This is a genomic window from Brevundimonas sp. Br13 (genome assembly GCF_055391505.1).
In genome coordinates this window covers 1,127,501-1,152,143 of sequence record NZ_AP044008.1, presented here as the reverse complement: position 1 = coordinate 1,152,143, position 24,643 = coordinate 1,127,501, and the positions used below count along the sequence as shown (strand labels likewise).

General features: G+C 62.8%; 18 protein-coding genes, 1 tRNA gene, 2 rRNA genes and 1 pseudogene (1 of these 22 only partly in view). 7 read left to right on the top strand and 15 right to left on the bottom strand.

The features are described 5' to 3' along the window. Window positions 1–19 precede the first annotated feature (19 nt). From ACZ5M6_RS05670 to ACZ5M6_RS05660, 3 genes are read left to right on the top strand one after another with little or no spacing between them, the layout of a single operon-like run. Window positions 20–916 (top strand): polyprenyl synthetase family protein, encoded by an 897-nt coding sequence (locus tag ACZ5M6_RS05670; protein WP_054764842.1) that lies wholly within the window; start codon window positions 20–22, stop codon window positions 914–916. Beyond that, window positions 906–1,823: an ABC transporter ATP-binding protein gene (locus tag ACZ5M6_RS05665; RefSeq protein WP_464159874.1), complete on the top strand. Its 918-nt coding sequence runs from the start codon at window positions 906–908 to the stop codon at window positions 1,821–1,823. Before ACZ5M6_RS05670 ends, ACZ5M6_RS05665 begins: the two co-directional genes overlap by 11 nt. Further along, complete coding sequence (locus tag ACZ5M6_RS05660; protein WP_464159873.1) at window positions 1,820–2,887, top strand: ABC transporter permease; 1,068 nt, start codon at window positions 1,820–1,822, stop codon at window positions 2,885–2,887. Before ACZ5M6_RS05665 ends, ACZ5M6_RS05660 begins: the two co-directional genes overlap by 4 nt. A gap of 6 nt (window positions 2,888–2,893) precedes the next feature. Here ACZ5M6_RS05660 and ACZ5M6_RS05655 read toward each other — a convergent pair whose 3' ends face one another. The 3 genes from ACZ5M6_RS05655 to crtY are packed head-to-tail and all read right to left on the bottom strand — an operon-like array spanning window position 2,894 to window position 6,482. Next, window positions 2,894–3,826, bottom strand: coding sequence for a phytoene/squalene synthase family protein (locus tag ACZ5M6_RS05655; RefSeq protein WP_464159872.1), 933 nt, complete (start codon window positions 3,824–3,826; stop codon window positions 2,894–2,896). Continuing rightward, window positions 3,823–5,304, bottom strand: coding sequence for a phytoene desaturase (locus tag ACZ5M6_RS05650; RefSeq protein ID WP_464159871.1), 1,482 nt, complete (start codon window positions 5,302–5,304; stop codon window positions 3,823–3,825). Before ACZ5M6_RS05650 ends, ACZ5M6_RS05655 begins: the two co-directional genes overlap by 4 nt. After that, complete coding sequence (gene crtY / locus ACZ5M6_RS05645) at window positions 5,304–6,482, bottom strand: lycopene beta-cyclase CrtY (protein ID WP_464159870.1); 1,179 nt, start codon at window positions 6,480–6,482, stop codon at window positions 5,304–5,306. The genes ACZ5M6_RS05650 and crtY overlap by 1 nt, the downstream gene beginning before the upstream one ends. A gap of 80 nt (window positions 6,483–6,562) precedes the next feature. Between crtY and ACZ5M6_RS05640 the strand changes: the two genes are divergently transcribed. After that, entirely contained in the window at window positions 6,563–7,297 is a 735-nt protein-coding gene (locus ACZ5M6_RS05640; protein WP_464159869.1) for a fatty acid desaturase, read from the top strand. Window positions 7,298–7,401: 104 nt separating this feature from the next. Continuing rightward, on the top strand, window positions 7,402–7,737 hold the full coding sequence (locus ACZ5M6_RS05635) for an energy transducer TonB (protein ID WP_464159868.1): 336 nt from the start codon (window positions 7,402–7,404) through the stop codon (window positions 7,735–7,737). A gap of 352 nt (window positions 7,738–8,089) precedes the next feature. On the opposite strand, the gene ACZ5M6_RS05630 is transcribed toward ACZ5M6_RS05635, so the two are convergent. Then, window positions 8,090–8,422, bottom strand: a complete 333-nt coding sequence (locus tag ACZ5M6_RS05630) for a hypothetical protein (protein WP_348685111.1) — start codon at window positions 8,420–8,422, stop codon at window positions 8,090–8,092. Window positions 8,423–8,434: 12 nt separating this feature from the next. Beyond that, window positions 8,435–8,749, bottom strand: a complete 315-nt coding sequence (locus ACZ5M6_RS05625) for an RHS repeat domain-containing protein (protein ID WP_464159867.1) — start codon at window positions 8,747–8,749, stop codon at window positions 8,435–8,437. 279 nt (window positions 8,750–9,028) lie between these two features. On the opposite strand from ACZ5M6_RS05625, the gene ACZ5M6_RS05620 reads away from it, so the two are divergent. Continuing rightward, window positions 9,029–9,268, top strand: coding sequence for a hypothetical protein (locus ACZ5M6_RS05620; RefSeq protein ID WP_464159866.1), 240 nt, complete (start codon window positions 9,029–9,031; stop codon window positions 9,266–9,268). Between the two features lie 145 nt (window positions 9,269–9,413). On the opposite strand, the pseudogene ACZ5M6_RS05615 reads toward ACZ5M6_RS05620, so the two are convergent. After that, window positions 9,414–9,985, bottom strand: a pseudogene (locus tag ACZ5M6_RS05615) (integrase core domain-containing protein); the annotation flags it as partial. A 658-nt stretch (window positions 9,986–10,643) separates the two neighbouring features. On the opposite strand from ACZ5M6_RS05615, the gene ACZ5M6_RS05610 reads away from it, so the two are divergent. After that, window positions 10,644–11,833 (top strand): IS3 family transposase gene (locus ACZ5M6_RS05610; protein ID WP_464159735.1). Its coding sequence is split into 2 segments (ribosomal slippage): window positions 10,644–10,902 and window positions 10,902–11,833, totalling 1,191 coding nucleotides; the frame shifts between segments, so codons are not numbered across the junction. A 317-nt stretch (window positions 11,834–12,150) separates the two neighbouring features. On the opposite strand, the gene ACZ5M6_RS05605 is transcribed toward ACZ5M6_RS05610, so the two are convergent. The 9 genes from ACZ5M6_RS05605 to ACZ5M6_RS05565 all read right to left on the bottom strand — a co-directional run. Then, window positions 12,151–12,579: an RHS repeat-associated core domain-containing protein gene (locus ACZ5M6_RS05605; RefSeq protein ID WP_464159865.1), complete on the bottom strand. Its 429-nt coding sequence runs from the start codon at window positions 12,577–12,579 to the stop codon at window positions 12,151–12,153. A gap of 744 nt (window positions 12,580–13,323) precedes the next feature. Beyond that, window positions 13,324–14,184, bottom strand: a complete 861-nt coding sequence (locus ACZ5M6_RS05600) for a hypothetical protein (protein WP_464159864.1) — start codon at window positions 14,182–14,184, stop codon at window positions 13,324–13,326. A gap of 1 nt (window position 14,185) precedes the next feature. Beyond that, window positions 14,186–14,641, bottom strand: coding sequence for a hypothetical protein (locus ACZ5M6_RS05595; RefSeq protein ID WP_464159863.1), 456 nt, complete (start codon window positions 14,639–14,641; stop codon window positions 14,186–14,188). A 371-nt stretch (window positions 14,642–15,012) separates the two neighbouring features. After that, the gene (locus ACZ5M6_RS05590) at window positions 15,013–18,585 is read right to left on the bottom strand and encodes an RHS repeat domain-containing protein (protein ID WP_464159862.1); all 3,573 of its coding nucleotides are present in this window, start codon (window positions 18,583–18,585) and stop codon (window positions 15,013–15,015) included. Between the two features lie 1,012 nt (window positions 18,586–19,597). Then, on the bottom strand, window positions 19,598–19,888 hold the full coding sequence (locus ACZ5M6_RS05585) for a hypothetical protein (protein ID WP_464159861.1): 291 nt from the start codon (window positions 19,886–19,888) through the stop codon (window positions 19,598–19,600). Between the two features lie 53 nt (window positions 19,889–19,941). Next, window positions 19,942–21,288 (bottom strand): RHS repeat domain-containing protein, encoded by a 1,347-nt coding sequence (locus ACZ5M6_RS05580; protein ID WP_464159860.1) that lies wholly within the window; start codon window positions 21,286–21,288, stop codon window positions 19,942–19,944. A 939-nt stretch (window positions 21,289–22,227) separates the two neighbouring features. Next, window positions 22,228–22,304: transfer RNA gene (locus ACZ5M6_RS05575), tRNA-Met, on the bottom strand. Between the two features lie 69 nt (window positions 22,305–22,373). After that, window positions 22,374–22,488 (bottom strand): 5S ribosomal RNA (gene rrf, locus ACZ5M6_RS05570). Window positions 22,489–22,575: 87 nt separating this feature from the next. Next, window positions 22,576–24,643 (bottom strand): 23S ribosomal RNA (locus ACZ5M6_RS05565) (it continues 718 nt past the right edge of the window).

The window sequence follows — 24,643 nt, the reverse complement described above, 5'->3', positions numbered from 1 at the left end:
AGGACATCAGGAGACCCGTATGGCGATCGTCGGCTTAAGGCCCCAGCCCGTGTCGGACCCCGAACCTCAGTCGCCCGAGAATCTGCGTGGCCTGGTGCAGGACCGGCTGGCCGAGACGGCGCCCTCATCGGACGGTCTTTTAGCCCTCGCCGCGCGCGAGGCCCTGCTGGGACCGGGCAAGCGGGTCAGGCCGGTCGTGGCCATGTTGGCCGCCGCGCACGTCGGCGGGCGGGCCGAGGACGCCCTGGATTTCGGTTGCGCGGTCGAAATGGCCCATGCCGCCTCCCTGGTTCTGGACGACCTGCCCTGTATGGATGATGCGGCCTTGCGGCGCGGTCAGCCGACCCTGCACCGCCGCCACGGCGAGGATGCGGCCGTGCTGGCGGCCGTGGCCCTTTTGAACCAATCGACCCGGCTGATTCTGCAAAGCCGGGCGCCGTCGGAGGCGCGGCTGGGCGCCCTGGACGATTTGACGCAGGCGATCGGCTTCGACGGCCTGGCCGAGGGCCAGATGCGCGATCTGCGCGACGATCCCGTTCAGCGCGACGTGGTCGCCCTGCGTCGGATCAACGATCTGAAGACCGGCGCCCTGTTCGTCGCGGCCGCGCGGGGCGGCGGCCGGATGGGCGGCGGCGATGCGGACGACCTGGCGCGTCTCGCCGCCTTCGGCGAGGCGGTCGGCTTCGCCTTCCAGCTTTGCGACGACCTGATGGACGCCTGTTCGACGAGCGAGGCCCTGGGCAAGGACGTGGGTCAGGATCAGGGCGTGACCACCTTCGTGGACCTGTGGGGCGAAGGCCGGGTCCGCGCCGGGGTGCGCCAGTCCCTGGCCCGGGCGGCCGAGGCGGTCGGGCACGACAGCCCCCTGACGACCTATGTCCTTCATCTCTTCCGGCAGGCCGAACTTGGACGCTAGCGTCGCGCCGGCGCTGGTTCTGAAGGACGTCGAGGCGGGCTACGGCGAAGGGCCGGTGCTGCGCGATTTCAACCTGACTGTCGCGGCCGGAGAGGTTTACGCCCTGCTGGGTCCGAACGGGGCGGGCAAGTCCACGGCGGCGCGGGTGGCCTGCGGCCTGATCCCCGTCCGGTGCGGACGGGCGACGGCCGGCGAGGGCGCGCCGAAACGCGGGCGCATCGGCCTGGCGCCTCAGGACTGCGCCCTCTTTCCCGCCCTGACGCCGCGCGAGAACGTCGCGACGGTCGCGGCCCTGTGCGGGGTTCCGCGTCCCGACCGCCCTGCGGCTGTGGAGCGGGCCCTGGCCCTGACCGGATGCGGCCCCAGGGCGGATCAGCCGGTTCATTCCCTGTCGGGCGGATGGCGTCGGCGCGCCAACCTCAGCGCCGCCCTGGTCGGGCGCCCGCGCCTGCTGATCGCCGACGAACCGACCGAAGGGGTGGACGCCGCCGCCCGCGTCGTCCTGTCGTCCGCCCTGCGCGAGACGGTCAAGGCGGGCGCGGGCTGTCTGCTGATCAGCCACGACGAGGCCTTCGTCTCCGAGACGGCCGATCGGATCGGCGTCCTGGCCCAGGGCCGGCTGCTGGCGGAAGGACCGCCCAAGGCCCTGCTGCGTCAGGCCTTCGGCCTGGCGCGGCTGCTGGTCGTCAAACTGCCGCGGCCCGCCTCGCGCCTGGCCGCGAGCCGGTTCGCCCAGTCGGGTCTGGCGCCCTCCAAGGACGGGCTGGAATGGCGGCTGCTGTGCGAGGACGCCCTGGGCGCGGCCCAGAGGGTTTCGCCCGAGGCGGACGCCGAGGGGGGCGAGGTGGCCGTGCGTCGTCCCGGCCTGGACGACCTGGTCGCCCATCTGTCGGACGCCTTGTCATGATGGCGGTGGCGGGCGCCTGGGCGCGCGGCTTCTGGCGGGACCGGTCGGGCATGGCCCTGACCCTGGTTTTGCCGCCCCTGGTCTATCTGCTGTTCGCCGCCGTCTTCGGCGCGGGGGCGCGTGGCGACATCGACGCCAGCGTGGCCCTGCACGATGCGGCGCGCACCCCGGCCACGGCCGCCGTCGGCGAGGCCCTGTCGCAGGATCTGGGGCCGCGCCTTCGCCGTCTGGACGACGCCCAGGCGGTGGAGCGGGCCGTGATCGACGGCCGCGCCGACGCCGGCGTTCTGATCGCCCGCGACGAGGCAGGCGCGCCCCAGGTGACGGTGGTGTCGGCCGCGGGCCGAGACGTGGCGGCGGCGGCGCTTCAGGCGCGGCTGGTCCCGGCGGCGGCGGCCCTGGCCGGTCGGCCCGCGCCCCCGTCGCGCGCGGTTTCGATCCGCCAGGTCGGGCCGCAGGGCGACGTCCAGGCCGCCTATTACGCCGGGGCGGTCAGCGTGATGTTCGTCTTCTTCGCCGCCATGCACGGCGCCATGGGCGGGTTGGACGAGCGGCGCTCGGGCCTGCAGGCGCGGCTGGCCCTGGCGCGGGGCGGGACGGCGCCCATACTGGCGGGGCGGGCGATCTGGCTGACGACGGTCGGCCTGATGCAGTCGGCGGCCGTTTTCCTGGCGGCCTGGCCTCGGCTGCCGGATCTTGCGTTTTGGCAGGCGGCGGCGGCGCTCCTGACCGCCGCCCTGGTCGCCCTGTGCGCGGCGGGGGTGGCCCTGGCCCTGACGGCGGCCTGCCGGTCGCGCGAACAGGCCCAGCCCCTGACCACCTTCGTCGCCCTGCTGCTGGCGGCCCTGGGCGGGTCGATGGCGCCGCGCTTCCTGATGCCCGAAGCCTTCCGCGCCCTGGGCTGGATCACCCCCCACGCCTGGGCCGTCGAAACCTATCAGGCCCTGATCTGGCGCGGCGAATTCAGCGCCGGGGTCCTGACCGGCTGGGTCGCCCTGGGCGGCGTGGGTCTGGCCGGGCTCGCCCTGGCCGTGATGATGGAGCAGAGACGCGCCGGGCGCTGAGCGTCGTCAGATATGGGTCCACAGGGCCGGGCGCGGCGGCGGTTCGCGCCAGGCGTCCAGGGTCTTGCACCACAGGGTGATCAGGGCCCCGCGCCCCACCAGGGCCAGCTTGCCCGCCTTGTCGACCGAGGTCCGGCCGTCCCAGGCCGTGGCGCCCGAGCGCGAGACGTGGCGGCCGATGGCGCGATAGACGCCCCGCGCCGTGGCGACGGCCCAGGCCGAGCGCGGATTGAGATCGCGCAAGCCCCAGCGCGCCGAGGCGTAATAGGGCTCCGCCGCCGCCACCAGCCGCTGGGCCGTATGGGCGACGGCCTGACGATGCCGGGGCTGATCGACCTGATCGCGCGGCACGCCCGCCTCGTCCAGCCACTGGCCGGGCAGATAGACCCGCCCGCCCTTGGCGTCCTCCACCACGTCTCGGGCGATGTTGGTCAGCTGAAAGGCCAGGCCCAGGTCCTGGGCGCGGCGCAGGGTCGGCGCGTCCTGAACCCCCATGATCCGGGCCATCATCACCCCGACCACGCCGGCGACGTGATAGGCGTAGTCCAGCGTGTCCTCCAGGGTGTCGTAGCGGCGGCCCTCCACGTCCATCTCGAACCCCTGCAACAGGTCCATCGCCTCCTCTGCCGGAATGGCGTGGCGGGCGGCGACGCGCTGAAAGGCGGTGAAGACCGGGTCCGTCTGCGGCTCTCCGGCCAGGGCGGCGGCCGTGCGTTCACGCAGTTCGACCAGTTTGCGCCCCGCCAGGACCGGGTCGATGCCGACCGCCCCATGGCCCAGAACCTGGCCGTCGATCTCGTCGTCGCAATGGCGGCACCAGGCGTAGAACATCCAGGCGTCGTCCCGGATGGCCGCCGGAAACAGCCGGGCGGCGGCGGCAAAGCTCTTGGAGCCCTGCTCCATCGACTGGCGGCTGTGGTCCAGGACGGCGTCGCTCATGCGGTCCGCCCCGCGTCTTCGATCATCAGGCCGGCGGTGGCCTTGGCCGAGCCCACCACCCCCGGCACTCCCGCGCCCGGATGGGTGCCGGCGCCGACGAAATAGAGGTTGGGGATCTGGTCGTCGCGATTATGGACGCGGAAATAGGCGCTCTGGGTCAGGATCGGCTCCAGCGAGAAGGCCGAGCCCTGGTGGGCGTTCAGCTGGTCGCGGAAATCCACGGGCGTGAAGATGCGGCAGGTGTCCAGATCGGCGGTCAGGCCGGGAATGTAGTGCTGCTCCAGATAGGCCAGGACCCGGTCGCGATAGCGCGGCCCCTCGACCGCCCAGTCGATGTCGGCCGAGGCCAGGTGCGGCACCGGCGCCAGCACATAGAAGGCGTCGCATCCCTCGGGCGCCAGGGACGGATCGGTGCGGGTCGGGGCGTGCAGATAGAGGGAAAAGTCCTCCGGCAGGTCCGGCCCCTTGAAGATTTCGCCGATCAGCTCGCGGTAGCGGGGGCCGAACAGCACCGTGTGGTGGCGCACCTCCGGGTGGACCCGCTTCAGGCCGAAATAGATGACGAACAGCGACATGGAATGCCGCTTGGCGGCCAGACGCGCCCCCTCCTTGCGGCCGCGCGGCTCCTGGCCCAGCAGGCGTTGATAGGTGTGGACCACGTCGGCGTTGGAGGCCACCATGTCGAAGGCCAGGGTCTGGCCGCCGACCACCACTCCGTCGGCGCGCCCGTTCGCCAGGGTGATCCGCTCGACCGGACTGTTCAGCCGGATCTCGCCGCCCAGGTCCTGAAACAGGCGCACCATGGCGTGGATCAGGGCGCCGGTGCCGCCGCGCGGGAACCAGACGCCCCAGCGCCGCTCCAGCGCATGGATCAGGGCGTAGATGGAGGAGGTCGCGAAGGGGTTTCCGCCCACCAGCAGGGAGTGGAAGCTGAAGGCCTGGCGCAGATGCTCGTCCTGAATATAGCCGGCGACCTTGTCATAGACCGACCGCCAGGCCTGGAGCCGCATCAACTCCGGCGCCGCCTTGACCATGCTGGCGAAGTCCAGAAAGGGCACGGCGCCCAGCTTCAGATAGCCTTCCTTCAGCAGGTCCTGGGAATAGGCCAGGAATTTGCGATACCCCTCCTTGTCCGCCGGGTTGCGGGCGACGATCTGGCGGTCCAGCTCGTCCTGGTCGTTGACGTAGTCGAAGACGTCGCCGTCTTCCCAGCACAGCCGATAGAAGGGCGCCACCGGCAGCAGTTCGACATAGTCCGACAGCTTGCGCCCCGCGCCCTCGAACAGCTCCTCCAGCGCCGAAGGATCGGTGATGACGGTCGGACCGGCGTCGAAGGTGTAACCCTTGTCCTTATAGACATAGGCCCGGCCGCCCGGCAGGTCGCGCGCCTCGAAGACCGTGGTCTGAATCCCCGCCGTCTGCAGGCGGATGGCCAGCGACAGCCCCCCGAACCCCGACCCGATCACTGCTGCTCGCATTACGCACGTCCTCTTTCGACCAGACAGGTCAGGGCGGCGCCGATCGGCACCGGGGGTTTGCCGCTGAGGATCCGCGCCTTGTCGCCCAAGGTCGTCTCCCCCGCATAGAAGCGTTCGATCAGCGGCTGGGGCAGGCGGTAAAACCGCTCCAGCACCCTGTACCTCTGATCCGGCCGCGCGGCCCGAAACAGCATGCGGTTCAGCAGCCGATAAAAGCCTCTTTGCGCCCATACGTCGCGCGCATGGCGACGGATGACCTGGGCCAGGGCCGGGCCGTCCGGCGCCGCTTCGATACGCTCCGCCAGATGATCCGCCAGCCGCACCGCGTCCGGCAGGGAATAGCCGGTAGTCGGATGAAACAGACCGGCGCGCAGGCCGCTCAGCGCCGTCGGCCCCAGCCGCTTCAGATGGGCGGCGATGTCGCCGTCCAGGGCGACCGGCAGCACCCCCTCCTCCTCGCGCAGAACCGTCTCTATGACCCAGCCCCGCTGCGCGGCGTAGTCCCTGACGCCCGTTCGGAACAGGTCGTGATCCAGGTCGTCGCCGTCGGTGTAGCGGGTGTCCTCGATCAGCAGGGTCCGGTCGTCGAACGGCAGGACATAGAGGAAACGATAGCCCCCCGCCTGATCGACGCAGGCGTCCATGACGATCGGTTCCTTCAGCCCGTGGGGCGCGGTCAGCCGCACCTCCAGGCCGACGAATTTCTGAAACCCCAGGGCAAGGTCCGGCGCGGCGGTCGGGCCGCGCCCGTCGATCACCGCCCGGGCCGTCAGCCGCCGACCGTCGGCCAGAACCGCCTCGGTCGGCCCGGCCGATGCCACCGAGACGCCCGTCAGGATCCGTCCCGGCAGGGCGCGGTCCACGGCTTGGGCGAACCGCGCCGCCGTCACGCTGGAATATCCGGTCGCCAGACGCCGTTCGAACGCCGGAAACCGCACGGAATAGCCGGGCCAGCTATGGGCGATCAGCGGCGCGATCCACGCCCGCTGCCTCGGCGTCAGATCGGGTTCGAAGAAGGACCAGGTGTGAACCCCGCCCAGCCGGTCGGCCGCCTCCACGATCCGCACGTCCAGTTCGGGCCGGACCTGGGACAGGCGCAGGGCCAGAAGGCCGTTGGCCAGACCGCCCCCCAGCAGCAAAAGGTCCGGCGCGGAACTGTCGGGGGCGGCGGCCTGCATCCGCGACAGGTGGCACGGGCGGACGTGACGGGCAAGCCGCCTGGATGCCTCCGACGCCGGCATAGGCTAGATTGAAGTCCATGACCGCCGCCGTCGCCGAGCCACGCATCGTCCCGCGCCAGACCTGGATCGGTCTGACCCTGGCGGGAATGATCGTGGCGGGATGGGCGGTTCTGCATGTCTACGGCGTCTATTTTCACCGATGGGGGCCGTTGACCCTGGTGATCGCCCCGGCGATCGTGGCGGTCCAGACCTGGTTGTCGGTCGGCCTTTTCATCGTCGCCCATGACGCCATGCACGGCTCCCTGGCGCCGGGACGGCCGCGGCTGAACGCCGCAGTCGGCCGGCTGACCCTGGGGCTCTATGCGGGCTTCCGCTTCGATCGGCTGAAGACGGCGCACCACGCCCACCACGCCGCGCCCGGCACGGCCGACGACCCGGACTTTCACGCCCCGGCGCCCCGCGCCTTCCTTCCCTGGTTCCTGAACTTCTTTCGCACCTATTTCGGTTGGCGCGAAATGGCGGTCCTGACCGGCCTGGTCCTGATCGCCCTCTTCGGTCTGGGCGCACGGCCGGCCAATCTCCTGGCCTTCTGGGCGGCGCCGGCTTTGCTTTCAGCGCTTCAGCTCTTCACCTTCGGCACCTGGCTGCCGCACCGCCATACCGACCAGCCCTTCGCCGACGCCCACCACGCCCGCAGCAGCGGCTACGGCCCCCTGCTCTCCCTGCTCACCTGTTTCCACTTCGGCCGCCACCACGAACACCACCTCACCCCCTGGCGGCCCTGGTGGCGTCTGTGGCGCGGCGAGTCTTGATCCAAGGCTGCGGCGCGGGCCGCCAAGACCTGTTCGGCGACCTTTGTATCGACGAAGGGAACACGGCCGCGTTCAGGGCCTTATAGGTGAGAAGGAACTCGCCCATGCCCCTCGCCCTGCTGTTCGCTCTTGCCGCCCTCAGTTCGACGCCGGCGCCCGCCGCCGATCTGGCCAAGGCGCAGCCCAAGACGTCCGGCGGGATCAAGGCGGCGGCCCAATCCTCTGCGCCCGTCTTGGACGACGTCAGGGTTCGACTGCGATGCATTGGGCGTGCCGACGGCCGGGTTTCGGATTGCGTGGTGCTGTCGGAGAGCCGGCCGGGCTATGGATTCGGCGAGGCGGCTGTGGCCCTGATGAACGGAACCGCGACGCCCCCCTCGCGCGACGGCGGCCGCCCCGTCGACCGGCCTTTCGAACACACGATCCAGTTCACCCCTTGAGCGCCGACGCTGATCGTGGGGGTCCGGGCTGGGGCGGCGCGGGCCTGTAGGTTCAGACAGCAAAAACCCGCTAGATCGTTGATCTAACGGTTTAAAACTTGGGTGCGGGAGCACGTACTGGCCACGGTCGTAAGATCGGCGTGATCGATGTTCCCGCCTGATCATGAGACACAAAGGCTGATCAGGGCACGGAGTCTACACGGCGGCAGGATTTCTGGGCTGCGACTCTTCGGTTCAGCACGATAGGGCTCGGCCGCTGACGGGCACACCGCCATCCGCCCCATCTGCAGCTACGCCCGTAAGCGCTCCAAGCACGCTAAAGCACCCGCGCCCGAACACAGTTCAGACCGGTTCAGTCGAACACCTGGAGAGAAGTCACGCTTTCGGTATCGCCCCAGAACGAGCAGGCGCCGCTGCCGTGCACCGCAATCTTTCTCCCGCTTGCGACCGCCGTGAGCACTGCGGCGTACATCGCTTGGCCGGCCGGCGTCGTGACGTTGATGACCCAACGGTCCTGGGTCGCGCATGACGGTCGGTTGGTTCTGGGGCCGTCATGATAGAAGAAGGCGCCGCCTTGGTCGTGAATCAGCAGGCCGTAGGGCTTGCCGAGGGCCGACTCGCTCGCCTGCCCGGGCAGAGGCGTCAGCGCAAGAGAAGCAACTAGGACGAACAGAAGGCGTGGCATCTCAGAGCCTCATCAGGTTTGCGTGTTCGCGTTGAGCGGAATGACTATAAAGCCTGATCCCGACGGCACGACCACGACCGGACGCTTTGGGTTCGAGGACGTGCTTGACCTAGTGACGCTGACGACGGTGCGGTTTCCGGCCGCATCATAGTTGTACACGGTTGTGGAGGTCGGTGTTTCCACTCGGATCAGCCTGCCCAAGGCGTCGTAATCAAAACGTTCGGCAGTCTGGGGGAAGGACGTCGACGGCGAAACGAGAAGCAATGCCGCAGTTGCGGTCGCAAAACCCGCAAGCCGGTTGAGGTACTTGCCATCTCGAGGCTTCATTCCCCCTGCTCCTTTGACCATCTGACCGCTGCAGGTCAATTCGCCTCAACGTGTCAGTTCCGTCAACATCCTTGTCGCTGACGCCGCTGGAAATTGAATCTAAGTCAACGCAATGCGGCGTCACAATCATTCTTATCAATCAAATAAGATGAGTGCCTTCTCACCTTTCCGTTCTCCATATCCCCTCTCAATATTCGCCCATCACGCTCTAAACAGACTCGCCTGGCATATATAGACGTATTTATATTTAACCCCGACTAATGCTCAACAACACGAAACGTGACACCTTTTTTGGCAAAAAATCGCCAGAGCAATCGCAAGCTTAAAAAGACTATTATTGGAGAAGATACGGCAGCAGCAGGCCAAATTTTTGCGGGCACCGACGACGGGCTGATTTCAAAAACATCTGTTACGACAAAATCAGGCGCAATCAAGAACGGAACAGTCGAAGCCAACAAAGAAAAAGAAAATACGGCCCAGATCGACCTTCTAGAAAATCTTATAATCATTATGGCCTAGTCCCATGAGGTCTGTAGTTGGTTCCACTCGAAATGAGATTGTATGTGGCGTGCCCCCCGTTTCTCATCCAGTGATAACGAGAGTCCTTTGATGATTTGACCTTGACCCCGATGTTGGACCGGGCGTCGCCGGAACCTCTCGGTGTTTAGGCGCCGGGCGGGCCATGTGGCCCGGCGCCGTTCATGAGCTCAATCGGACACTTGTCGCCGATCGCGCTGTGGGGTCGTTCTTCGTTGTAGTCTCTACGCCAAGTCTCGCATTTTCGGCGGGCGTCGTCGAGGGAGAGGAACCAGGCCGTGTTCAGGCAGTCGGCCCGGACCTTGCCGTTGAAGGACTCGGCGAATGCGTTGTCCGTCGGCTTGTCAAGCCGGCTGAAGTCCAGGGTGACGCCATGCTGGAACGCCCATAGATCCAGGTCACGCGAGACGAACTCGGGCCCGTTGTCGACCCGGATCGTTCGGAGATAGCCGGTTACCGCGGCTGCCTGATCCAGCGTCCCAACGACGTCCGTGGCCCGTTACGAGAAGCGCGGATCCAGGGCCGGAGAGAACCGACTGAACAGATCGATGACCGCCAGGATGCGGATCTTGCGCCCGTCGAACAACTGGTCGTGCAGGAAGTCCATCGCCCATATGTGTTGGCTCGTGTCGCAGCCTGCCTGTCTTCCCTCAGCTTGGCCTTGACTTTCCGCTTCGGCGTCTTGTTGCGCAGCTGAAGGCAACTATAAAACGCCATTCTATTTATATCTAGCAAACTTCCTTAAAACACTTCCCTTCCAAGAACCACATTCCGCCAATTTGGCGAAATCTGATATCGTCAATTCCATATATTTTCTCCGAAACATGTTCGAGAATGGACTTTCTGATGGAGACAAAAGTCTTGCATCTAAACCGGAAATATCAACAGAATACTTTATGCGAAACAAATCGAGAAAATCTATATAATCGACACCTGAAATTCCAAGCTCATGGTAAATTCTAATACCTCCATGATCTCCTGACTCGGAATATTCGTCTCCTGAGAGGTGATCATATATCTCCTCGATCACGTCGCAATTTTTTCTATCTACCAACGGTCGCCTCGCAATTTTGTGCAGCAGTGATTATCGGCTGGCTCGAGAATATGACGCCCGCCCCCGAAGCTGGAGCCGTCGCTGCGCTTGCGATACGGCCGTTCGCGGCACCGGCGTTACGCGGCCAAGTATTTCCGGGCGATACTCTATTCGCCGCTCCAGCGCTAAAATCGCTGACCCGTTCTTGAGCACCACGCCGCCCTCCGAAGAACCGTGATAGCATTGTGGTTTGTCGACCGTGACGTGACCCCCTGAAGCTCCTCCAGGAATAGCTAGAATCCGCCCCTCGAAAGGACGGACGGAATGAAGCGATCACGGTTCACGGAAGAGCAGATCATCGGGATCCTGCGCGAGCAGGAGGCCGGTGTTCCGGTGGCGGACCTTTGCAGGACACACGGGCTAAGCTCGCCGACCTTCTACAAGTGGAAGGCCAAGTTCGGCGGCATGGACGTGTCGGAGGCCCGGCGTCTGAAGGCGCTGGAGGACGAGAACGCCAAGCTGAAGCGGATGCTGGCGGACGCGATGCTGGACAACGTCGCGCTGAAGGATCTGCTGGGAAAAAAGTGGTGACGCCCGCTGCGCATCGAGAGGCTGTGGCGCACCTGCGGTCGGTCCACGAGATGAGCGAGCGGCGGGCGTGCCGGGTGCTGGGCGTGGATCGGACCAGCGTGCGCTATCGGGCGACGCGCCCTGACGATGGCGCTTTACGAGATCGACTGAGGACCCTGGCCCAGGAGCGACGTCGGTTCGGCTATCGCCGGCTGCACGTTATGCTCCGGCGCGAGGGTCATGTGGTGAACAGGAAGCGGGTTCAGCGGCTCTATCGCGAGGAGAAGCTGACGGTCCGACGGCGCGGCGGGCGCAAGCGCGCCATGGGCACCCGTCGGCCGCTGGATGAGCCGCTGGTCGCCAACCAGCGCTGGTCGTTGGACTTCGTCTCCGACCAGATGACTGACGGGCGGCGCTTCCGCATCCTGACGGTGATCGACAACTGCACCCGCGAGTGCCTGGCGCTCGTGGCCGACACCTCGCTGTCGGGCCGGCGGGTCGTGCGCGAGCTGGATGCCATCATCGTCCGTCGGGGTCGTCCCGAGACGATCGTCAGCGACAACGGCACCGAGCTGACCTCGAACGCGATCCTATCCTGGGCCGACGAGACGGGGGTGGGCTGGCACTACATCGCGCCGGGCAAGCCGCAGCAGAACGGCTTCAATGAGAGCTTCAACGGTCGTCTGCGCGACGAGCTGCTGAACGAGACGCTGTTCCGGTCCCTCCCGCACGCCCGGCTCGTGCTCGAAACCTGGCGGCGCGACTACAATGAAACCCGGCCGCACTCGAAGCTGGGATGGCTGACGCCCGAGGCCTACGCAAAGGCGCTCACCGGACACATCGGCCGGCCTGCTGCGCGGGTTGATGGCTGCGCAGACCGGCCTCTTGCCAACCACGCCAACCCCAGCTCAGATCAACCCAGGACTCTCGTTATGGCTGGATGAGAAACGGGGGTCACGTCAACCGCTGGGCCTCCGCCTCCTACCCCGGACCTACCTTTGTCGCTGATAGGAGCACCCAGAGCGCTACCGACGCTGACGCAGCTATATTGCCCCACATTGTTCCGCCCCCCCAACTGCTGCACCAAAACACTTCTGGTAGGCGCGAGACGGGATGAGGGAAGCTCTACGAGAGCCCGCCTTTCGACGACCTACGACAATGATCTCACCAAGCTCCGTCACATCATTGCGCAGTCGTTCCAACGCTTCCTCGATCTGTCGCCGACGTTCAGCGAACCGTAACCGGCACGATGCATCACAAATCACCACAACATCGTCAGGATCCAAACCATATGGATCCACCCTATTAGTCGCCCCCCCTCCCCAACATAGGCATATAGGTTCGCCCCATCCCCATACCCGATGGGATCGGTCTGCATGAACCGCCCCAGCTGGGGGGCATAGGCCCGGGCGCGGTAGTGGTAGAGCTGCGCCTCCGGCAACCACATCTGGCCCGTGTACTGGAACCGGCCGCTGTTGCCCGCACCGGGCACGCCGTATTCGTCATAGGTGTTGGTCGCCAGGGCGCCGGCCGAGCCGTCGGTGATCGAGACGACCGAGCCCCGCTCGTCCGCCAGCAGCCAGCGCCGGTCATAGCCTGAGCCCTCATAGGCCGTGACGATGCTGTCCAGGCCCAGGCCGGGGACGTAGCGCCGCAGCAGGCCGCCCGAGGTGTCGTACTCCCCCACCACCTGCTCGCCGTCGTAGAGAAAGCGGGTAAGCCCTGAAGGCGGCCGGCGCCGCCTTCATTCACACGATCCAGGATCAGGCCAAGGCGATTGGATCCTGAGCCTGCCCTCTTATCAGAGCTTTGGCGTTGGCGAGTTGTAATGGCAACATGTCATCAAGAGCGATAAGGTGCATCCTCTCATCATCCTGGTCAGAGAGCAGAATCCACCTCTCTCCGATGAAGGGCTGGTATCGTACAGCATAGGGGAAGGGGCGGCCCGGTGCCCATTCCGCGCTGTCTTGAGCTTGCCGAAGTAATCGTCTTCGGTGTCATCGCTTCCACATTCGACGTGGCGCTCGCCGCCACCCAAATCTAGTAGCCATCAGCGGGAACCGTTGAAGGTCTCCGGCACAGCTGCCAGGTCAAGGAAGAAGCCGCGTGCGTGGATAGCGTTCTCTCCGCTGATCACATGGCGACCATCACGTGAAATAGCGTCCTGAAGTCCGGACAGCCCACCCCAGCAGCTCTGCAGAAGTTCACATGGGTTTTCCAAATCCCAGCCATTCGGCAATGAATATATCCCATATCCGAGGCGCTATCGCTTTTCGCCTATAGCACGCAGTTCACCCGTCTGTTCACAAACCCGGTCAGATCCGCATGGACAGAATTGAACAATGCGTTGATTCTTCCTTGTCAACGCAATGGCAGGCCTACCCGATCTCTCTTATAATGAGACCACGCCCCGGCCCCTTCCCTGCAATGCTAATCATGACCATAATCCATCACTTGATTTCGCATGCGCAACCTCAACATCAAAACCCTTAACTTCAAGAGTTGACATCAAATTGATGAGCTTTTTACCAACAACGGCAACCTGACGAGGCCTCAAAAACCCTATGCGTCGGCCAATGTACTGGCGGGACCACATTACATCAGCCACCCCTTGCAATGGCCTGATCAGGAAAATTTCCGAAAGCAAATTCGACCCTAACGTGTCTCCGCAGGGACAACTTGTGACTTCCTCATCAAAAAGAGATTCTCTGATCATCGTCGGCGCTACAATGTCAAAGAATGGAGAAGACGGAAGCCACTGATACCAACCCGTCTCGGTCACCCCGCCTCTGCCGATTTCAAAGACAGGGGCCAATACAACGCCGCTTATGGCGTGTTTTTGCATAAGATTCGCCAATCGCCCTGACACGACGATCTCCCCTGCGATGGTGGCAGCAATATCCGTTCGTTTAGGTATGAACTTGGTTTTCAAGTAAAGTGGGCCTACCTGCTGCCCCCCAGCACCGCATTCATTACAAGCTAAAAGATCTTCGTAGTGCGTGCCACACTCTTCCCCAACCGGATCAAAGTAGCTACTCGGCTTTATTTTTAAATAAAAATAACTCGCATTTCCTAGCTCATCACTGCTATATTCTCGTATTATATCAAATCCGTAAAATACCCTCGCCCCCGTTCGATTATGAATTTGGCGATCCATTCTTGCAATTTTGTCCAAAATTGGATCCCCACGTTCTAAAGATATCTGTCTTGCAAACCTACTGCTATCTTGTTTCATTTCTGGAAAAATCAGCGGCATATACTCCTCAAGAATACTGAGCTTTATGACTTCTTTCACGTCAACGACCTAAATTATAGGAAACCGGCCATACACACTTCGCATAAGCGCCGGCCGTGACGATGCTGTCCAGGCCCAGGCCGGGGACGTAGCGCCGCAGCAGGCCGCCCGAGGTGTTGTACTCCCCCACCACCTGCTCGCCGTCATAGAGGAAGCGGGTGGACCCTGACTGATACAGCCGACCGGCCGGATCATAGGACAGGCCCGTCGTCGTCCCGCCCACCGTCGCCGAGGTCAGTTCGTTGGAGCCGTTGTAGCCATAGCCGCCCTGGCCCGGAACGCCCGTGATGTTCTGACGCCCGTCATAGCTGACGGCATTGCCGCTGACGGCGGTGACCTGGTTCTTGCCGTTGTTGGCGTAGGTCGTCGTCCCCGACCCCGGCGTATAGGCATAGGCGCTGTTCGACAGGCTCCGGCTGACGATCTGGCCCGCCGGATTGTAGCCGAAATTCAGCACTTACTTTGACAGCCTCACCCGGCCCCTAAGTTCCCTTAGCCGTGACCACGCTACTTGAGAAAGAAGTACGTCCAAGCAACACCAATGCCATATGTGACTCCTCCAGCTACCAGAATAACAGCTGGCAAGATTCCTATTTCCGCGTCGGGCGAACTCAGGGCTGCGATAATGATGCCGCCCCCAACCAAAAAAAGACCCAAAAAACGCACGTACTTGTTGTTTTTTACAATAAAATAGACAAATCGGCCCTTGCTCTTTGAATTATGTACATCAAGGTCAGAAACTCCTCGGTAGGAAAATTTGTTCTTTGCCATCCTGTCTAAAATCAATAAAAATAATGGCACACAGACTATAAATAATATTTGCACGTGTCACCCACAAGTTGCCGCGCTTACAGCGTTGCTAGCAGCTGATGACTGTATAGCACTGCTTGCCTCGTTCTGAGCAGCCTGCCTTCCTCGCCAGTTGCGCCGGAACTGCCCGTTTGCCCGCCGTCCAAAATCGAAACGGGCACCGAGCTTACGCATAAACTTGCCGCCTGGAATACTCCCCGCTACCATTCCAACGACATCGCCGAACGCTGTAATACCGTCTCCGCGAGACACAGCGTCGCCTATCTTCACAACATCAGCTCCCACGCTGATAGCAGCTCCGATAGCCGCCACCGGCTCAGCGCCGGTTAACGTCCCTCCCACCGCCATCCCGTCGCCTAAGTAGCCGGCCATACGCGCACGGTATGCTAATCTGCTTTCACCCGCACACTGCTGCGGGAGAGAGAGCGTGCCTATTTCTCCCCTAGCTTCTCCTCTCATGCGGCCCGAAATATTGTCGCTCCACAGGGCAACCCAATTGTAGCGGTCTACGAAGGCATCAATCGCGTATCTATCGCATATCGCATTATCAGGGCATCTCCTACCGGGCACAGGCACGAAGCAGCCATTGGCCGGTCCGCCATCGCGACATTGCTCGTCCAGACCCGTCGGATCCGTAAAATTCACCGGATCGCCCCCCACATAGGCATAGAGGTTGGCCCCATCCCCATACCCGATGGGATCGGTCTGCATGAACCGCCCCAGCTGGGGCGCATAGGCCCGGGCGCGGTAGTGGTAGAGCTGCGCCTCCGGCAACCACATCTGGCCTGTGTACTGGAACCGGCCGCTGTTGCCCGCACCGGGCACGCCGTATTCGTCATAGGTGTTGGTCGCCAGGGCCCCGGCCGAGCCGTCGGTGATCGAGACGACCGAGCCCCGTTCGTCCGCCAGCAGCCAGCGCCGGTCATAGCCTGAGCCCTCATAGGCCGTGACGATGCTGTCCAGGCCCAGGCCGGGGACGTAGCGCCGCAGCAGGCCGCCCGAGGTGTCGTACTCCCCCACCACCTGCTCGCCGTCATAGAGGAAGCGGGTCGATCCGGTCTGGTACAGCCGACCGGCCGGATCATAGGACAGGCCCGTCGTCGTCCCGCCCACCGTCGCCGAGGTCAGTTCGTTGGAGCCGTTGTAGCCATAGCCGCCCTGGCCCGGAACGCCGGTGATGTTCTGACGCCCATCATAGCTGACGGCATTGCCGCTGACGGCGGTGACCTGGTTCTTGCCGTTGTTGGCGTAGGTCGTCGTCCCCGACCCCGGCGTATAGGCATAGGCGCTGTTCGACAGGCTCCGGCTGACGATCTGGCCCGCCGGATTGTAGCCCAGGTTCACCGTCAGATCCTTCGCCGTCCCCGCCAGGTCCTGGCTCAGGCTCGACAGACGCCCCGCCGCATCATAGCCCCAGGTCGTGGTCGCCCCGTTCGCCCGGCTCTGGGCGATCGGCCGGCCCAGATTGTCATAGGCCCAGGACGCCAGGGCCCAGTCGGTCGCCCCGTTCTCGCGGACGGCGGTCAGGTCGTCGGCGGTGTTGTAGTCATAGGCGACCCAGAAACCGTCCGGCCACTGCATCGCGGTGCGACGACCGGCCAGGTCATAGCCGTAGCTCACCGTCCCCACGCCGTTCTGCGTCTCGGACGTCATCCGGCCCAGGGCGTCCCAGGTCCGCGTCGCGCCGGCCCCGCCGCCGGCGTAGCTGACCGCCGTCACCCGGTTCAGCAGATCATAGGCCACGGTCCGATTCGCGATCGCCGACCCGCCCATCGACACCTGACGGTTCAGGGCGTCATAGCCGGCGCTGATCACCTCCCCGCCCCGATTGCGGTAGCTGATCACGTTCGAGCCGGCGTCATAGCCGTATTCTTCATAGTCGGTCGTCGAGGAGCCGCCGCCCGAGGCGTTCGGATAACGCATCTGCGACAGCCGGTCGAAGCCGTCATAGACCAGGGTCGAGACATTGCCCGCCCCGTCCGTCAGCGTCTGCGGCTTGCCGTTGGCCGTATAGGTCGCGCTCTCGGTGATCTCCGTCCCCGACCCATAGCCCGACACTGTCGAGGTCATACGCCCCGCCGCGTCATAGCCGTATTTGGTGATCCGATCCGGACCATGGGCGCCCGTCGGTCCCATCGCGCAGGCGTTCGTAGAAATCGAAGACTGGGGCGACATCACCGTCTTCTGGCAATCCAGTCGCCCGGCAGCGTCATAGCTCAAAACCACCTGGGTCAGGGGCGCCGTGCCGTTCGACGGCGTTTCGCGGGTGAAAAGCCGTCCGTCCAGATCATAGCTGTTGCTGGTGCGGGCGAGCACGTTAAGACCGTTCCAGTCCGCGTCGGACAAGCCGTTGACCACGCCCTGCTCCACCAAGGTCGGCAAGCCGCGAGGATCATAGGTCGTCCGCTGCGCCCGGCGCAGCAGCGGTCCTGAAGCCCCATCAGGATCCGGTCCAACAACCCCGATCCTCTGACGCGCCGCATCATAGCGGTAATAGGTCGTGTCGTCCGATCCCGACAAAGGCCCGTCCGCCGAGGCCACATCGCCGTTGACGGTATAGGTCAGCGACGTCGAGGCCGTGAGGGCTCCCGCTCCATCGCCTTGCGTCACCACGGTGGGCAGCAGATTGTTGGCCACGCCCGAAGACCCGTACTGGATCGTCTGGCGCACTTCGTCCGTCGTCCCCACGCAGGCCGGCGCGGCGCCGGTCGCGCACTGCGAGATGGAAACAGGCAAGGTGACGGCGGTCGGCGCGGCGACGATCACGCCGCTGCTATTCTTGAAGTAGGCCGTCTGGGCCGCATAGGCGATCCGCGTCTGCGGCCGCACCGCCCCCGGCGTGGGCGCCGGCAGGGTCACGCTCTCCAGTCCGCCGTGCGTTCCGTTCCACTCGTAATTCGTGACATTGTTTCGAGTGTCCGTGGTGGCAGTCGGCTTGTTGCACGTCACCGGGTTCGAACACGACGCCGGGAAGGTCGCCGTCGTGGTCAGATTGCCCAGACCCGACCCCGCCTTGGGCACGTAAAGAGTCTGGGTGACGTTGCCGCGCCCGTCATAGGTCAGTTCGGCATAGTCCCCCTCCGGCTGGGTCACACGCTGCAGACGGCGCTGGCTGTCGTAGCTGTAAGAGGTGGTCACCGACGAACTGGGCGAAGTTCTTTGGGTCACGGAGGTCGCCCGACCGATCGTCAGGTCCGAAACCGCCGTCAGTTGCTGGCCCAGTGGGCCCGTGGCGTTGGTCGTCCTCGTCGATCCGCTGTCCGCAAAGCCATAGGTCCAGGTCGCCCCGCCTTGGGTGACCTGACTGACCTTGCCGGACGTGTCATAGCTGACGCTGACCACATTGCCGGCGCCGGGCGACACCACACTGCTCAATCGTGCATTACTGTCATAGCTGTAGGTGGTGGTTCGCCCCGACTGGTCGGTTGCCGTCGTGATGCGCCCCCCAAAATCGTTCGCGTTTGGATAAGAGACGCTCGGCCAAGTCTGAGTCAGGGCGTCGCACCCGCCCGGGTAAGTCGTACAGGGATCGATGGCCAGATTGACCCCCCGCGCGCTTGTCCGGCGCAACCACTGTCCATACGCCTCCATAGCGCCTATTGGCGGCGCGTCCGATGCATAAACGAAATCGATCGCGTACCCACGATTGTTTCGAACGCCCTCCAAACGTACCGCGTGGGTGAGACCGAAGCAGCCTACTGGGTTTCCGTTTTCATCCTCGCGGAGATACCCGAGGCAAAAGGGCGTGCCGTTCCAGAGATACTCCACGTTCTCTCCGTTCGGATATGCGACCGACAACAATACGGCATTATTCGCCTTATAAGGCGATGTGCTTGAACTATAGTTTGTCGAATAGGTTGCGACGACGCCGTCACTCCTTGTGTAGGTAAATGTGGAGCCATTTTGGCTCAGCCTTGCGCCGTTGTTAGACGCGGGAATGAAATCAGAGCCGGACTTCGTAAATTCTTCCGACTGCGCGCCGAGGCTCACAATGTAGGTTCCCGATACACCAGCCGCAATCGTGCCCGACAGGGTGTCTCTCCAGCCCCCATTCACCCAAACACGCCCGTGCTCTAGGCCGCCCTGTCCTCGCGGCCCAATGGCCACGTCAACGACGCCGTAGTTGAACGTTCCCTGCACCAGATCCACCCCTCGTGGATCCAAGGTGTAATGCTCTGGCGGCGTCGGCTGCTGTTGCGCCAGGACAGGCGTCGCGACCAGGGCGCTGCTGACCAGCAGAGCGGCTTTGAGCGTGTTCTTCATCGATCTTCCCCCTAGATTCGTGTCGGCGGACGCCGGTGCGCCAGACGGCTATCCTGACGTCCCAGATGACGAGACCGCTGTCGTTCTGCGTGACCCGACGCATGGCGGGATAGCCGTCCATGGCACACTGCGAGTGGCAGATCCTCAACCCTCGATAAGCCTAGCTTACCGCCTTGTTGTATGGTCAAGGTTCCGGATGATCGCCACCTTATGATCGTAACCATCCATTGAAATCGGAAAAAGCTAAGCCGACGAATGTCATCGACAAATCTAGACCGGCAGGCTGTTTTCCTGGTTGAGATGTCCGCCTGCTTAGTACTCATTTGTTGGATCATCGAGCTCATTGGTTCAGAATGAGTTCGCCTTCGCCTTGAATCTCCAAGGTGAATTCGCCCCATGGCGAATAGCTGACGGTATTGTTTGCATCGACCACCTTCAGGCGGAACTGACCGCTTGTGGTTTCCGTTTGCGCCGAGGTGAGCCGTATAGAGGCCGTCGTTCCACTGACACTGGTGGTAGGCGTCCGCCCCGAGAGATTCTGCAGTTCAACCACAGCCGTCCAGGAACCGGAGGCGCCGCTGACGGTGACTTCAGTCGATGCTCGCGCCGTGACAGGCTTACCGCGGTTCACTATCGCAGTCCCTGAAATATTGGTTCGAGCCAGCGTGACGCTTGCACTGCAAATTAATCAACTTTGAAGTTATTGTCGTTGTCGACAGTTTGAGTGACCGTCGCCGTCCCCAGCTGAGCACCGCCTGCAGTCTGGTTGCTCACCGTCCAACGCCATGAGGTCGACGCCCTGCCGGAAGACGTGGCCAAAAACCCCTTGATGGTGAACTGATCTCCATTGTTCGCCGTCACATCCAATGTGCCTGCGGGCGCCGCAACGAACCACTCCTCCCTGACGCCGGCGGCCGTAGTGCGCACCACGATCATTTGGCGCGAGCTCACATTGCCCGAAGTGCTGATGAGAGAAGACCCAAAACGCAGCGTGATCGGCGCCGTAATCCCAGAGACCGTGAATGAAGACCCTGCCGTGAAGGACTCATCAACATCGGCAGTCAGACTGTGGTCGGCCGGTGAAATCGCGTCAGGCGTCGTATCCGCCATATTGAAGTTATTGTCGTTGTCGACAGTTTGAGTGACCGTCGCCGTCCCCAGCTGAGCACCGCCTGCAGTCTGGTTGCTCACCGTCCAACGCCATGAGGTCGACGCCCTGCCGGAAGACGTGGCCAAAAACCCCTTGATGGTGAACTGATCTCCATTGTTCGCCGTCACATCCAATGTGCCTGCGGGCGCCGCAACGAACCACTCCTCCCTGACGCCGGCGGCCGTAGTGCGCACCACGATCATTTGGCGCGAGCTCACATTGCCCGAAGTGCTGATGAGAGAAGACCCAAAACGCAGCGTGATCGGCGCCGTAATCCCAGAGACCGTGAATGAAGACCCTGCCGTGAAGGACTCATCAACATCGGCAGTCAGACTGTGGTCGGCCGGTGAAATCGCGTCAGGCGTCGTATCCGCAGTTGCCGTCGTGACCTGGAAGGCAGCCGTGACACCTCCCACGTTCAGCGTCGCCGTCTGGCTGGCCCCGGCCGTCGTCGGCGCCTGCACCCGCACCTGAACCGACTGGCCGGCGCTGACCGTGGCCGCCGCCGTCTGCCAGGACCCGCCGTCGATCCGGTATTCGCCGCCGGTCACGGATATGGCCGCTGCCCCGGTGAACCCCGACAGCACCGGAGACGCACTGAGAACCCAAGCGCCCGCCGCAGCCCCCGTCACCGGCGCGCCCAGATCGAAAGCGGACGGCGCTGTCTGAACGCCCGCGACTACAACCTGGCTTCTGTTGCCGGCGGCGTCATACGCATAGGTCACCGTCGCTCCGCCCGCATTGGTCACCGTCTTCAGACGGCCCAGGGCGTCATAGGTGTAGGCCGTCGAAACCTGAGCCTGCGCGCCCGCCGGACAGAGCACGACCGCCGAAAGCCCCATCGCGGACGCGACAAAGACACCCCGAGCCACATAGCGCATTGAACGTCCCCCTACGCATCAACACCTACTGAAGATTGAGAAGCTTAGCAATCAGGAAACGACGCCGGTGAACGAGCAGAAGTTGCGGGATGAGGGGAACCGCAAAGCCACGCACTGAACAGAACTGCTGGCCCCACCGCCAGACAGGGCGACCGCTTACGAATTCGCGTTGTGACTCTACGCAGTCTTTGACAGCGTCAGCTTTCGGACAGGCCGAAGTCAGTTGGCGAACGCAGACAGATGGTCACAGCCTTGGATAACAAAGCTCGCCGATCAGTGAGAATCACGCGACGAGAGGTGAACCTTCAATCAGGGGTTCGCCATGGTGCGCGAGACCCTGGCCGCCGACATTCCGCTGGCGATCGACCACTTCCGCTAGCGCACTGAAAAAGAAGCAGCGAGACCACGCCTCGTCAGCCGCATATTCGGAGGAGGTCGCCGAGGAGCTCGGCGACCTCCTCTGGTACCTCGCCACGATCGCAAGACGCGGCGGCCTCCATCTAAGCGCCGTCGCCGGTCACCTCTACCATCGCGATGCGGCTTGGCTGGACAAGCCCGATGACGAACTAACCTTCGAAGCGCTTTAACCGCATCAGATCATCCGCACCGCGGCTCCAATTCCGCAGTTTGAGGAGACGATGCTAGCCCTTTCCGGCGAGGTGGGAGCCGCAGTGGAAGGCCGGCTGTCCGCTGCGCCTTCGCCGCCTGTGGTCGCCCTGCACCCTCGCATGGCCGATCACTATCGCTCGGTCGTCGCCTCGCTGGAGCGTGTGCTGGACCGCAGCGACAGCGAAGCGGTGATGGAGGCGCGGGATTTGGTGCGTCGGCTGATCGAGACGGTCGTCGTCACGCCGCTGCCGGAACGCGGGAGATTCTCGCTGACGGTTCAAGGCAAAATCGCCGCCCTGGTAGGCCAGGACGGCGATGATACTACGATATTGGGTGCGGGAGCAGGATTTGAACCTGCGACCTTCAGGTTATGAGCCTGACGAGCTACCGGGCTGCTCCATCCCGCGGCAGGGGTGGTTTGTGGAGGAAGAAGGGGTTCGACAAGGATTTTTCATCATCGGCTGTCCGCCTGGTAGACCCGGCGGCGACCTACTCTCCCGCGCCTTGAGACGAAGTACCATTGGCTCTGGAGGGCTTAACGACCGAGTTCGGAATGGGATCGGGTGGGGAACCTCCGACATAGCCACCAGGTCAACGAGGCGGACAGCGGATGATGAGAAGACATTGTCGTGACGATCATCGGGTGATTGATGATCATCGAATGAGTTTTGCTGAGAAACGATCAAACCGATCGGATTATTAGTACCAGTAAGCTTCACGCGTCGCCGCGCTTCCACACCTGGCCTATCAACGTGGTAGTCTTCCACGATCCTCAGCGAAGCCTTGTTTTGAGGTTAGTTTCCCGCTTAGATGCTTTCAGCGGTTATCTATTCCATACTTAGCTACCCTGCTGCACAGCTGGCGCCATGACAGGTACACCAGAGGTATGTCCATCCCGGTCCTCTCGTACTAGGGACAGATCCTCTCAAGCTTCGAACACCCACGGCAGATAGGGACCAAACTGTCTCACGACGTTCTGAACCCAGCTCACGTACCACTTTAAATGGCGAACAGCCATACCCTTGGGACCTGCTCCAGCCCCAGGATGTGATGAGCCGACATCGAGGTGCCAAACTTTGCCGTCGATATGGACTCTTGGGCAAAATCAGCCTGTTATCCCTAGAGTACCTTTTATCCGTTGAGCGATGGCCCTTCCACTCGGGACCACCGGATCACTATGGCCGACTTTCGTCTCTGCTCGACTTGTCAGTCTCGCAGTCAGGCGAGCTTATGCCATTGCACTCGACGAGCGATTTCCGACCGCTCTGAGCTCACCATCGCGCGCCTCCGTTACACTTTGGGAGGCGACCGCCCCAGTCAAACTACCCACCACGCCATGTCCCGGGACCGGATAACGGTCCTCGGTTAGACGTCAACGACAGTAAGGGTGGTATTTCAAGGACGACTCCACCAGAGCTGGCGCCCCGGTTTCATAGTCTCCCACCTATCCTACACATACGGTCGCTAACGCCAAGGCGAAGCTATAGTAAAGGTTCATAGGGTCTTTCCGTCTGACCGCGGGAACCCCGCATCTTCACGGGGAATTCAATTTCACTGAGCCTGTGCTGGAGACAGTGGGGAAGTCGTTACGCCATTCGTGCAGGTCGGAACTTACCCGACAAGGAATTTCGCTACCTTAGGACCGTTATAGTTACGGCCGCCGTTTACCTGGGCTTCAGTTCGGAGCTTTCACTCCTCCCTTTAACCTTCAGGCACCGGGCAGGCGTCAGACCCTATACGTCGCATTGCTGCTTCGCAGAGCCCTGTGTTTTTGCTAAACAGTCGCTACCCCCTGGCTTGTGCCACTCAGTCCTGGTTGCCCAGGGTGAGTCACGCTTATTCCGAAGTTACGCGTGCAATTTGCCGAGTTCCTTCAGCACAGTTCTCTCAAACGCCTTGGTATGCTCTACCTGACCACCTGTGTCGGTTTCGGGTACGGTCTCTGCTGGAGTTATTTCCTGGGACGACGCCCCCGCACACACAATCCAATAAGTGGGTACGAGTTATGCCATCCGTCACTTCCAGCTGGTGCAGGAATATTTACCTGCTTCCCATCGACTACGCTTTTCAGCCTCGCCTTAGGGGCCGACTAACCCTGCGCAGATTAGCTTTACGCAGGAACCCTTGGTCTTTCGGCGAGAGTGTCTCTCACACTCTTATCGTTACTCATGTCAGCATTCTCACTTCCGATACCTCCAGCCAGGCTCACGCCTGACCTTCACCGGCTTACGGAACGCTCCGCTACCGCTTGCACAAAGTGCAAACCCATATCTTCGGCGACTGGCTTGAGCCCCGTTACATTTTCCGCGCAGGATCGCTTGATCAGTGAGCTGTTACGCTTTCTTTAAAGGATGGCTGCTTCTAAGCCAACCTCCTGATTGTCAAAGCAATCCCACATCGTTTCCCACTTAGCCAGTACTTGGGGGCCTTAGATGATGGTTAGGGTTGTTTCCCTTTTCACGACGGACGTTAGCACCCGCCGTGTGTCTGCCCGATAGTTCTCTTAGGTATTCGGAGTTTGGTTAGTATTGGTACCGCTCGCGCAGCCCGCAACCATCCAGTGCTCTACCCCCTAAGGAATTCGTCGGACGCTCTACCTAAATAGATTTCGCGGAGAACCAGCTATGTCCAAGTTTGATTGGCCTTTCACCCCTATCCACAAGTCATCCGAGAATTTTTCAACATTCACCGGTTCGGTCCTCCAGTTGGTGTTACCCAACCTTCAACCTGCTCATGGATAGATCAC